Annotated in this window: 12 protein-coding genes; 6 read left to right on the forward strand and 6 right to left on the reverse strand. The window is 46.1% G+C overall.

Annotated elements, in window-relative coordinates:
- Positions 1-6: 6 nt before the first annotated feature.
- Genes lpxA through lpxB form a run of 3 tightly spaced genes read left to right on the forward strand, consistent with a single transcriptional unit; the run spans position 7 to position 2,868 of the window.
- Entirely contained in the window at positions 7-834 is an 828-nt protein-coding gene (gene lpxA / locus GQS64_RS06240; protein ID WP_198231005.1) for an acyl-ACP--UDP-N-acetylglucosamine O-acyltransferase, read from the forward strand.
- Between the two features lie 2 nt (positions 835-836).
- Entirely contained in the window at positions 837-1,709 is an 873-nt protein-coding gene (locus GQS64_RS06245) for an LpxI family protein (RefSeq protein ID WP_198231006.1), read from the forward strand.
- Positions 1,702-2,868, forward strand: coding sequence for a lipid-A-disaccharide synthase (gene lpxB / locus GQS64_RS06250; RefSeq protein WP_198231007.1), 1,167 nt, complete (start codon positions 1,702-1,704; stop codon positions 2,866-2,868). The genes GQS64_RS06245 and lpxB overlap by 8 nt, the downstream gene beginning before the upstream one ends.
- A 264-nt stretch (positions 2,869-3,132) precedes the next feature.
- On the opposite strand, the gene GQS64_RS06255 is transcribed toward lpxB, so the two are convergent.
- The 5 genes from GQS64_RS06255 to GQS64_RS06275 all read right to left on the reverse strand — a co-directional run bounded on the left by GQS64_RS06255 (position 3,133) and on the right by GQS64_RS06275 (position 7,470).
- Positions 3,133-3,909, reverse strand: coding sequence for an amino acid ABC transporter ATP-binding protein (locus GQS64_RS06255; protein ID WP_198231008.1), 777 nt, complete (start codon positions 3,907-3,909; stop codon positions 3,133-3,135).
- A gap of 18 nt (positions 3,910-3,927) precedes the next feature.
- Positions 3,928-5,181: an NAD(P)/FAD-dependent oxidoreductase gene (locus GQS64_RS06260; RefSeq protein ID WP_198231009.1), complete on the reverse strand. Its 1,254-nt coding sequence runs from the start codon at positions 5,179-5,181 to the stop codon at positions 3,928-3,930.
- Between the two features lie 42 nt (positions 5,182-5,223).
- Positions 5,224-5,931 carry an ABC transporter permease gene (locus GQS64_RS06265; protein ID WP_077994512.1) on the reverse strand — a complete coding sequence of 236 codons (708 nt, stop codon included), beginning with the start codon at positions 5,929-5,931 and terminating at the stop codon, positions 5,224-5,226.
- Positions 5,931-6,650, reverse strand: coding sequence for an ABC transporter permease (locus GQS64_RS06270; RefSeq protein ID WP_077991911.1), 720 nt, complete (start codon positions 6,648-6,650; stop codon positions 5,931-5,933). The genes GQS64_RS06265 and GQS64_RS06270 overlap by 1 nt, the downstream gene beginning before the upstream one ends.
- A gap of 67 nt (positions 6,651-6,717) precedes the next feature.
- The gene (locus GQS64_RS06275; protein WP_198231010.1) at positions 6,718-7,470 is read right to left on the reverse strand and encodes a transporter substrate-binding domain-containing protein; all 753 of its coding nucleotides are present in this window, start codon (positions 7,468-7,470) and stop codon (positions 6,718-6,720) included.
- A 224-nt stretch (positions 7,471-7,694) separates the two neighbouring features.
- Here GQS64_RS06275 and GQS64_RS06280 point away from each other — a divergent pair, with 224 nt between their 5' ends.
- A complete protein-coding gene (locus tag GQS64_RS06280) occupies positions 7,695-7,856 on the forward strand; it encodes a hypothetical protein (protein WP_198231011.1) in 162 nt (53 codons plus the stop codon).
- Between the two features lie 157 nt (positions 7,857-8,013).
- Here GQS64_RS06280 and GQS64_RS06285 read toward each other — a convergent pair whose 3' ends face one another.
- Entirely contained in the window at positions 8,014-8,916 is a 903-nt protein-coding gene (locus tag GQS64_RS06285; protein ID WP_198231012.1) for a LysR family transcriptional regulator, read from the reverse strand.
- Between the two features lie 157 nt (positions 8,917-9,073).
- Here GQS64_RS06285 and GQS64_RS06290 point away from each other — a divergent pair, with 157 nt between their 5' ends.
- A complete protein-coding gene (locus GQS64_RS06290) occupies positions 9,074-10,378 on the forward strand; it encodes an MFS transporter (RefSeq protein WP_198231013.1) in 1,305 nt (434 codons plus the stop codon).
- A gap of 50 nt (positions 10,379-10,428) precedes the next feature.
- Complete coding sequence (locus GQS64_RS06295) at positions 10,429-11,595, forward strand: M20 aminoacylase family protein (protein ID WP_198231014.1); 1,167 nt, start codon at positions 10,429-10,431, stop codon at positions 11,593-11,595.
- The last annotated feature ends 24 nt before the right edge of the window (positions 11,596-11,619 follow it).

The raw sequence follows: 11,619 nt of genomic DNA on the forward strand, positions 1-11,619 counted from the left end.
AAAAGAATGGCCGGTGTTGAAATTCATCCAACTGCGATTGTCGAAAAAGGTGCGGAGCTTGGAACCGATGTCAGAATAGGGCCATTCTGTCACATTAGCAGCGACGCCGTCATTGGCGACAATTCTCGGCTACTTAGTCATGTCGTTATTATGGGACCTACTACATTGGGTGCAAATGGTCTTGTCTATCCGAATGCGGTACTGGGCGGTGATCCGCAAAACAACAAACACAAAGGTGGGCGCACCACTTTGGTTATCGGAAAAAATTGTATCATTCGTGAAGGTGTCACGATGCACCGCGGGTCTGATACAAGTCGCGGAACAACGACCGTTGGCGATGATTGCGAATTTTTGGCTTATGCGCACGTTGCACATGATTGCGCTTTGGGAAATCATGTCACTTTTTCCAACAATGTGATGATCGGCGGACATGTTGTCATCGGTGACTATGTGATTATCGGTGGAGGCGGCGCGGTTCATCAATTTGTTCGTGTTGGCCATCATGCTTTTGTTGGCGGCTTGGCCGCATTGGTTGGCGATCTCATTCCCTATGGTTCTGCCATCGGTGTCCATGCATGGCTCGGAGGCTTGAATATTATCGGTATGAAAAGGTCGGGATTGCCGCATAAGGAAATTCATGCGGTGCGCCATGCTGTTCCCATGCTCTTTGACAGAACCAAACCGGTCAAGGAAAGAGCCATTGATGTGCGCAATGCTTATCCCGATTCAAAAGCAGTCATCGACATTATCGATTTTATTGAAGCCGATCACAAACGCGCTTTTTGCACGCCAAAACTTCAACATACCATTAGCAGCGACGACACTGGATATTGAATATGGGGAAGGGCGACACAAAACGTAGCCTTTCCGGTCGTACTGCTATCATTGCAGGTAATGGTGTATTACCTTTGGCTGTGGCCAAAGCCATTCAGGAAAGAGGCGAAAAACCGTTTCTGGTTCCCTTGAAAGGCGAGGCCGATTCGAGCCTTTATAATTTCGATCATTGCGAAATATCGGTCGTGCAACTGGCAAAATTGATAAAGGCTTTGAAAAAAGCCGACGTCAAGAACGTTATATTGGCTGGCGGCGTAAAAAGCAGACCGAATTTGACAGATTTGCGTCCGGATTGGACAACGATCTCGGCTTTGCCAAAATTATTCCGGGCGTTGGGGCAGGGTGATGATGCATTATTGAAAGCATTCATCAGTGTTGTGGAAAAATATGGATTTCATGTTGTTGGAGCGCATGAGGTTGTTCCGCAATTATTGGCACCGATAGGCTTTAACCTGACAAAAAAACGCGCCAATGATAAAAATTGGCGCGACATCATGTTGGCAGCAAAGGCTGCGGCGATATTGGGAAAACTTGATATCGGACAGGGAGCAGTCGCAGTCAGGGGGCGTGTCGTGGCTGTCGAAGGGGCGGAGGGAACCGATAATATGTTACGTCGTATCAAGGAAATGCGTGAGGAAAAACGTATTCCGCCAATTGGCGGGGTGCTTGTGAAACGTACGAAGGCGCAACAGGATGAACGGGCCGATCTACCGACAATCGGTCCCGAAACGATTATCCGCGCCAACGAATGTCTATTGGAGGGCGTTGCAGTCGAAGCCGGACGAACTTTCATTGTTTCATTGAAAGAAACGGTCGAGCAAGCCGACAAATCTTCGATGTTTATCGAAACTTTCGGAAAAAACGATTATGTCTGACGGTCGTTTGAAAATTGCTATCGTGGCGGGTGAAGAATCCGGCGATCTTCTCGGTGCTGATCTTGTTTCGTCACTGGCGCGAAAGACGGGGCGAAATATCAAGCTGATCGGAGTTGGCGGCAGCCACCTTGAAGCACTTGGGCTAAAAAGCGTCTTTAATGTCGACGATATAGCGTTAATGGGACTTGGAGCAGTCTTGAAAAAACTGCCGAAACTGATCCTCCATATTCATCGTTTGGCGCATTTTATTGCCGATGAAAAGCCCGATTGCCTCATTATCATTGACAGTCCCGATTTCACGCACCGTGTAGCAAAAAAAGTAAGGAAGCTTTCGCCGGAAATTCCGATTATAAAATATATTGCTCCATCTGTCTGGGCATGGCGACCCGAACGGGCGAAAGCAATGTGTCCCTATATTGACCATGTCCTTGTCGTTTTGCCGTTTGAAAAACAGGTTATGCGCGATTTGCAAGGCCCGCCTGCAACTTATGTCGGACATCGTCTGTTGACTTATCCGCCACTGGTAGCGATTGAAAAGTTGAGATCTTCTCGCATCGAGGAAGTGAAGCACGCACCGACAGTTGTCGTTTTACCGGGGTCGAGACATTTTGAAATTCGCGGTTTGATGCCGATATTCGGGCAAGCTTTGGAAATATTGAAAAAGCGCCGGCCGGATATAGAATTTGTTTTGCCTACATTGCCGCGTCTTGCCGATCAGGTACGAAAATTTGCAAGCGAATGGACGGTTAAAGTCAATATTGTTACCGGTGAGGATGAAAAATGGGCGGCATTTGCCAAGGCCGACGCTGCTTTGGCTGCTTCAGGTACAGTATCGCTTGAATTGGCATTGGCCGATGTGCCAATGGTGCTCGGTTATAAAGCGGATCTGTTTTCAAAAACTTTTATTTTGCCCAGAGTGAAAGTGTGGAGTGCAGCTTTGCCCAATATCATCGCCGATCGACCGGTTGTGCCGGAATATTTTAACGAATTTTTGCGTCCGGGTATGCTTGCAAGACAAATTGAACAATTGGTTGCTGCCGGACCGGTGCGTCAGGCTCAACTTGACGGATTTTCTCTCATTAGGAAAACTATGGCAACCACCTTGCCATCAGGTGAAATCGCTTCACAAGCCATTCTTAAATATCTGAAACAGAATTAATTATCTTACTGACATTATCGCCAAAACAACATTCGGGGCGCGTGTGGGACAAGTCATTCAACGCCCGCACCAACACAATCTTGCCGAATGAGCACGTCTATTCTGACAAAACCGGAATGATTATTTGTTAAAATTGTTTCATGGCAGCATTGAAGCGGGTTTAAAGGCGAGATTTGAGTGTAGGGATAGCCTGAAATGCCGCTTCAACCAATGTGGCTGAAGCTTGGCTCAGGTTGGGACCAAGAGTTCTCACCTGTAAACAGCTCAATGTTTGATTTTTGCCAGAAATTCCTTAGCTCGTTGATTATCAGGATTGGTGAAAAATTTATCGGGCGTTGTGTCTTCGATGATTTTACCATTTTCCAGAAACAGTACGCGTTCCGAAACTTCACGGGCAAAACCCATCTCGTGTGTTACACAAAGCATAGTCATGCCGGTGTCGGCAAGCTTGACGATAACATCGAGAACTTCGCCAACCATTTCCGGATCAAGAGCAGAGGTCGGTTCGTCAAATAACATAACTTTCGGTTCCATACAGAGCGCACGTGCAATGGCAACGCGTTGCTGTTGTCCACCCGACAATTGCGAGGGATATTTTTCGCTGTGCGTTTCGATACCCACTTTGCTCAGGTAAGTCATGGCACGTTCTTTTGCCTGTTCTTTTGTAAGCCCCTGAACGGTCATTGGCGCAAGAATGCAATTTTGCATGACTGTCATATGCGGAAATAAATTGAAGTGCTGAAATACCATGCCCACTTCGCGAAGAACTTTTTTCTGTTCCGGCTGAGGGGCACTCATTATATCGACGCCATAAATGCCGATGCTGCCTTGTTCGGGGATTTCAAGCTGGTTTATGCAGCGTATAAGTGTCGATTTGCCGGAACCGGACGGCCCACATAGAACAATTCGTTCTCCAGCTTTAACATCAAGCGAAATATCGTAAAGTGCCTGAAATTCGCCGTACCATTTGTTCAATCCTTCAATGACGATAACATGTTCACCTTCTGTGTTTGTGTCGTTCGTTTGCTGAACTGCCGTCATTGCAGTTGTTCTCCGTTTCTATCTTGTAAAACGTGTTAGACTGAATAGATCGGGTGATGTCAATGGTTGTTCGCCCGTCATCATTCCGGCGAGCAATTTTCCACTGACAGGCCCCAGCGTCAATCCATGATGTGCGTGACCGAAATTGAGCCAAAGCCCATGATGTTTCGGAGCTTTTCCGATCACCGGCCGCATATCGGAAAGGCAAGGGCGTTCACCCAGCCATGGTCGGGCTTCGATAGTCTCGCCGAGCGGAAAAATGCTTTTGGCAATTTTTTCCACTCGTTTTATCTGTGTCCAATAGGCCGGCGCTTCCGGATTTGCAAATTCGATTCCTGTGGTCAAGCGAATTCCCTGACGCATCGGTGCAAGAACAAAGCCTGAAACCGGATCACAGATGGAATGGGCAAGAGACGTGTTTTGATCGACCTTCCGGTAATGGATGTGATAACCGCGCTTGATAGCGAAGGGAATATGATGATAACCGAAGCGGTTCAGAAAACGAACCGACTGTGCACCGAGTGCAACAACAATATCGGGCGCAGAAACAGAGTGTCCCTGATCTTCGATCTGCCATCTGCCGTCGTTGTTTTTTGTTTTGAATGCATCGAGTTTTAAAAAAGATCCGCCCTGTTTTATAAAATAATTTGCATAAGCGGCAGTAAGACCCCCCGGATCATTGACGGTTTTCGGGTCAAGCCAATGAATAGCACCGATCATTGCCGAACTGATGAATGGCACTCTTTCCTGCAATTTTTGCCGGTCGAGAATATCATAGGCAAGATGAAAACGTTGAAGTGTCAGAAGATGTTTTTTCGCTTCATCAAACGCTTTCTCCGTATGGTAAATTTCCAACCAGCCTTTCGATTCGATGAAAGACGTTGCTCCTGCTTTGGCTGCAAGAAAGTCATGTTCTTTGACACTATTTTCTATGAGTGGCAACATAGCCTGAGTGGCAATTTCAAGGTTCTTCTGTGACGATTGTTGCCAGAACCTGAAAAGCCAGGGAGCTATTTTAGGTAAATAGGTCCAGTCAAATCGGACATCCGGTTGCCGGTTCAAGGCATAGGCAAGAAGGCGGGAAAATTCTCTTGGGAAATGATAGGGGATGACGCTGGAGCGTTCAATCAGTCCCGCATTGCCGTAACTTGTTCCTTGTCCCGGTTCTTTTTTATCGACGAGACAGACATTATACCCTTTGAATTGAAGATGTAGAGCCGTGCATACGCCGACAATTCCCGCACCAAGTACGATAACATCAAATTTTTCCATTCAAACTACGTCCCGCAAGTCTCTTTTCAAAAAAAACGGAATCTAACGTAAATGCCGTGTCAGTCGACGTTCCGTTATGCCGATTGCGCGTCGAACCACTTCGACAATGAGCAGATAGAGCACCGCTGCCCAGATATAGACCTGAAAATCGAATGTGCGTGAATATGCGAGTTTGGCTACTCCCATGATGTCGTAAACAGTCACAAGAGATGCGACAGCGCTGGCTTTGACCATAAGGATGAATTCGTTTCCGAGCGGGCGCAATGCCATAATCATGGATTGCGGCAAGATGACACGGATAAATGTGGTTCTTCCGTCAAGTCCCAAAGCTTTTGCCGCTTCATATTGACCGGTTGGTACAGATTGCATACTGCCACGGAAGATTTCTGCCTGATAGCCAGCCGTGTTGAGTGCAAAAATCAATAAACAACACCACCACGAACTTTGGAAAAACCACCACAACCCGACGCTTTTCCATAGTTCGGTAAAAGACCCGATTCCATAGTAAAACAAAAACAACTGGGCAAGTAACGGCGAACCACGAAAAAACAGAATGTAAATTCGCGCAGGGATACGCAATGCCGAATATTTAGAGCGGACGGCGAGCGTTATGAAAATGCTCAAGAAAAAACCGGCGGTGTAGGAAAGTGCTACAAGCTTGATTGTGACAAAAAAACCGTCGACAAATTTCCAACCATAACGGGTTAATATATCCGGATTGACAAGAAAATGTAAAAAGTCGGGTATCATCATGCCGAAACCTTTTCATAACAGGCATTGGCACGCTTTTCCATAAAACGGATAATGAAAGAAGAGATTGCCGAAAAGATAAGATAAATGACACAGGCTGTCGAATAAAAGAACATCGGCTGTTTTGTTGCGGCCACTGCCAGATTGGTCTGACGCATAATATCGACAAGAGTAATGGTTGAAACCAGCGACGTATCTTTGAGAAGTGTCAGCCAATTGTTGGAAAGACCGGGCAGGGCATTGCGCGCCAACTGCGGTAAAATCACGCGAAAAAATGTTGTCGCGCGTGAAAGGCTCAGCGCTTTTGCCGCTTCATATTGGCCGCTATCCAGTACTTTGAAAGCACCAAGCCAGACTTCACAGGAAAAAGCTGCAAATACTGTTCCAAGTGCCAAAACGCCGGCAAAAAAGGCATTGACTGAAAATTCGGCATTTATATTGAAATGCGCCATGAGGGTTTGCACCAAGGTTTGTAATCCGTAATAGACCAGAAACAATGTGAGCAATTCCGGCAAGCCGCGGAATATTGCCGAAAAAACAGTGGCAACAAGCTGAAAAATCTTCACATCCGACTGAATCATCATGGCACAGACAAGGCCAAGGGGAAGACCAAGCGGCAGGCAGCAAAGCGCGAGCGACAATGTTACCCCCGCACCGGACAACATAACGATTCCCCAACCGCCACTGCCAAAAGAAAGCAATGACAAATATTCGATCATGAAAAGGCTCCGGCTATTTGTGGACAGCAGTCGATTGGGTCGTTCACTATACTAAGACAATGCACGATTAATAGACATCGAACTGAAAATATTTTTTGGCTATTTTTTCGTAAGTCCCATCGGCTCTGATTTCGTCAATAGCTTTATTCAAGCGTGCTTTCAATTCATCCGAATTTTTCCGGATAGCAATGGCAACCGGTTCATTCGTTCCATCAAGCTCGCCCAAGACTTTACAGCAATCTTTCCCTTCGTTTTCCAACCAGCTCATCAACGGGTATTTGTCATGGACAATGCCGTCGAGACGATTATTGAGCAAATCGCTATTCGCATCGTCGGCGGTTGGATAGAGTTTTATTTCAGCACCGGCAGGGCCATAGTTATCTTCTGCGTAATTGGCCTGGGCTGTACCGGCCTGTGCGCCGATCGTTTTACCCTTCATAGACTGGGGTTCGACATCCTTGATGTCGGAATCCTTGCGAACCGCGACTGCAAGTTTTGTGGTGTAATACCGGTTTGTAAAATCGACCTTTTGCCTGCGTTCTTCCGTGGGAATCATGGAAGCAATGATGCCGTCATATTTTTTTGCAAGCAGCCCCGGAATGATGCCGTCCCAATCTTGTGCGGTGACAATGCATTCAACTTTCATTTTGTCGCATAGTGCATAAGCAATATCGATGTCAAAGCCATGAAGCTTGTTGTCGGAATCAACATAATTGAATGGCGGATAGGCACCTTCACTTGCCAATCGCAAACTTTCTGCCTGTGCAGAGAAGCTGATAAAAAGGCTACCCAATATGAGTCCGGCTGCTAGAACTTTCATGTCTCGCTCCTATTTTGTTCTGCTTGAAACGGTTCCACATTCGTTAGTCTTAACGCGATCTTTTTGTGAAGGGCAACGGAAAAACGTTAATCCACTGATATATCAGGTAGAAAAGCGGGTTTTCCCAAGCCCAGTTGCAAACTTTTGCTAAAAAGAAGAAATTTTGCGAAAAATCTTTATTAAAGGCAGAAACAATTCATAGCAGCAATCTATGACCCGCATTGATGACGCGGACTGCAACGATAGATCCGCGACACATAGTATCGGCATTTGAAAACAGCGGGATTGGCGTAGAAAGCGGCAAGAAAGAATGGCTTGAAAAATTGCCGGTAGCCTATGCCAAAGAGAACATGCATTACCTGACCGGATCTGACAAAACATTATAAAGCCGGTTATAACAGACAATGCAATGTTGAATAAATAACGCATAAATAAAACGGGTAATGAAACAATGGATAACTCTGAAACCGAACGCTATTGAAAGTCTAGTTTCTCCCCGTCAGCATTGTTGTTTATGAATGTTGATAACATTTTGTTATGGTGTCATGCGACGGGAAGGGGATTGAGGCTTTGACGTTCTTTAACGAAGTCTATCAATAATTGCAGAGCTTCCTTACGTACGGGTTTTCGGTAAACGAGCTCGAAATCATATTCCCCTGAAAGCAATGGATGTGCGTCAAGCTTGATTCCGGAGGGGCAATTATAACGTGATATGCTGGAGATAAATGTGTAGCCTAGGCCGCTTAATACCATTCCGAGACATGAATTGAAATCTGTCGCACAGGTGACAATGTCGGGACTGAAATTGGCTTTCCTGCACTCGACAAACAGGAAATCATAAAATTCGGGCGACATTTCACGCGGAAAAAACAGACATTTTTCGTTTTCGAGTGATTTGAGTGCTTTATTGTTTTTAAAAATTCTACTTTCTGAATGACTGGCAATCAGAAGTTTGCAACGGGCAAGCAAAATGCCTGCTTTTGTTGTGTCGGCTTTCAACCGCCATGCCATAAAACCGGCATCAAGCGTTCCTTTGGTGAGCCGCTCCGATTGACCGACGGCGAGCGTCGGTTCGAGTGAAAGGTTTATATCGGGATAGCACTTACAAAAATCTTTGATAATTCCTACAACCAAAGGGTTCCACGTATATGTCGGGGCAATGCCGATATGGAGTGTTTCCCTGACACCACTTGCCCTTCTGACGTTTGTAACCGCTAGATTGAGCGCTTGCATGATAGTCGAACTATCCTGCAATAATTGTTCTCCGGCTTTGGTCAGCTCGATACCCTTTTGTCGGCGGATAAAGAGTTTTGCGCCGAGGTTTCTTTCCAGTTCCTTGATCTGGCGACTTAATGCCGGTTGCACAATAAAAAGACGCCTTGCAGCTTCGGAAATGCTGCCATATTGCGCAATAGCTTGAAAATAGCGGATCTGCTTTATATCCAATATTGACCAATCCCTTACATGAAACACTTTTACCCAATGACTCTGCAAAAAGTAAAAGTCCATACTTTTTTGTTATGGCTTTTATTATGAAATAACAATCGAGAATTGGTTATGTTTCCTGTATTTTATCGCATGAGCCAGTTTGTAAGGAGAATTTATGCAAGACGCCCAAGCCCGAATGAAAAATCCGAACGAAGTGGAAAACCCGACAGTTTCCAGAAAAGTAATCATTGCTGCGGTGATGGGGGGAATGCTGGAATGGTATGATTTCGGGGCTTATGCACTTTTTGCCTATGTCATTTCCGACCAGTTTTTCCCGACGGGGAATCCGACCGTATCCATGTTATTGACATTTATTACATTTGCTATCGGCTTTTTAACGCGTCCGCTTGGAGCCGTTGTGCTTGGCATTTATTCCGATCGCGTCGGGAGAAAATCCGCACTTTCTCTAACGATGATTCTGATGGCTGTCGGCATGGGTATCATTGCGATATGTCCGACTTATGAACATATCGGCATTCTGGCGCCGATTATTATTGTGATTGCCCGACTGATACAGGGTATTTCGGCAGGTGGTGAAATCGGTTCGGCTTTGTCAATCTTGGTGGAAACCGCTCCGGCTAATAAGCGCGGTCAATTTGCCGCCTGGCAGCAGGTCAGCCAAACCGGTGCTTTTCTTGTGGCTGGTATCATCGGTTGGGGTATTACCGCATTTCTGCCACGGGAAGACGTTGCTCTTTGGGGATGGCGCGTCGCTTTCGCTTTCGGGATGCTGGTTGCGCCTGTCGGCTTTTACGTTCGCCGCCAGATTGACGAATCTCCGGCATTTCTGGCCGAACGGGAAAAAACAGTTAAAGAGCATGTGCCTTTTACGATTCTGCTCAAGAACAGTTGGAAACCGTTATTGATCGGTATCGGCATTGTTATGATCTGGACAGTGACGAGCAAAACAGCAAGCTCCTTTATGGCAACTTACGCCATTAATAATCTGCATATGGCTTTGACTTCGCCTTATCTCGGCATGATAGTGGTGGGCGTAGTGTTATTATTCTGTCCGATTGTCGGTGCCTGGTCCGATGTTGTCGGCAGGCGTCCGATTATGATTGGCGCAGCAATAGCCATTCTTGTTTTTGCCTATCCGTCATTCTGGATATTATCGGCTTATCCGAATTTATGGGTGCTTATCGGCCAGCAATTCTTTTATGCTGTTTTGATGGTACTTTATACAGCACCCGCTTCTGCAGCTTTATCCGAACTCTTTCCGACAGCCTTTCGCTCGTCCGGTATTGCGCTTTCCTATAATATAGCGGTCACAATTTTCGGTGGCTTTTCTGCGGCAATATCTACCGCTCTTATCGGTATAACCGGAGACAATAGAGCAATCGCCTATTATATCATGTTCGCCGCTTTTGTGAGTATTATTGCGCTTTTCTATGCTGGTAAAATATTGAAAATGAAATAGGAGAAAAATCTGTTACGTCTTTTCATAAGGCGCAACAGATATAATCGAAAATGATAGAAGATAGTCGTGAAGTCGCCCATGCCATCAAGGCGTATTTGCCGGAAATGACCGAGTTGCGACATCAAATCCATTCTAACCCTGAAACAGGTTTTGAGGAAAAGGCTACATCGGCCATTGTCGGTAAATTGCTTCGGGAATGGGGCTATGAATTGTCGCACCTTGCCGGAACCGGCATTGTTGCGACTTTGAAAGCAGGCGAGGGGAAAAAAACGCTCGGTCTTCGTGCCGATATGGATGCTCTACCGGTCAATGAACAGACAGGATTGCCCTATGCCAGCAAAAATGCCGGAAAAATGCATGCATGCGGCCACGACGGGCATACGTCCAGCCTGTTGACGGCAGCGCGCTATCTTGCGCGCACAAAACAGTTTTCCGGAACGCTTCATCTTATTTTTCAACCGGCAGAAGAAGGCCTTGGCGGCGCGCGGCGCATGGTTGATGAAGGAATTTTCGACAAATTCCCGTGTGATGCCATATTCGGCTATCATAATGTGCCTGGTATTCCAGCGGGTAATTTTTGTTTTATACCGGGGGCTGCAACCGCAGCTTCCGACCGTGCAAGAATTATCATCAAAGGAAAAAGCGGACATGGAGCCCAACCCGAAACGGCAATTGATCCTATTGTTGTCGGTGCGGCTATTGTCAGTTCATTGCAAACCATTGTCTCGCGCAACGTCTCGCCGTTGCAATCTGCCGTTGTGACTGTTGCAAGTTTTCATGCCGGTGAAGCCTATAACATTATTCCGGCAACGGCCGAATTGAAACTTACAATCCGCAGCTATGATGAAAAAATACGCAATCTTTTAGAAAAACGCATTAGGGAAATTGTCGAATTTCAGGCCAATGTGTTCGGTGCAAAATGCGAAATTGATTATTTTCGTCTCAATCCGGCATGCGAGAATGATAAAGCTTTAACAGAATTTGCACGCCGCGTTGCTGAAGAAGCATTCGGTAAGGAGGCTATAGAAGAACGTTCACAACCCTTTACGTTTAGCGAAGATTTTTCCTACATGCTTCAGAAAAAACAGGGCTGCTATCTCTTTATCGGCAACGGGAACACAGCAAATCTGCATAGCGACCATTATAATTTCAACGATGAATTGTTATTGCGGGCAAGCACTTACTGGGTTCGACTTGTGGAAAGTTATCTCTGTTGAGAAATTTCATTATCCATTAGCGGT

This window comes from Bartonella sp. P0282 (assembly GCF_048452985.1).
GTDB lineage: Bacteria > Pseudomonadota > Alphaproteobacteria > Rhizobiales > Rhizobiaceae > Bartonella > Bartonella choladocola.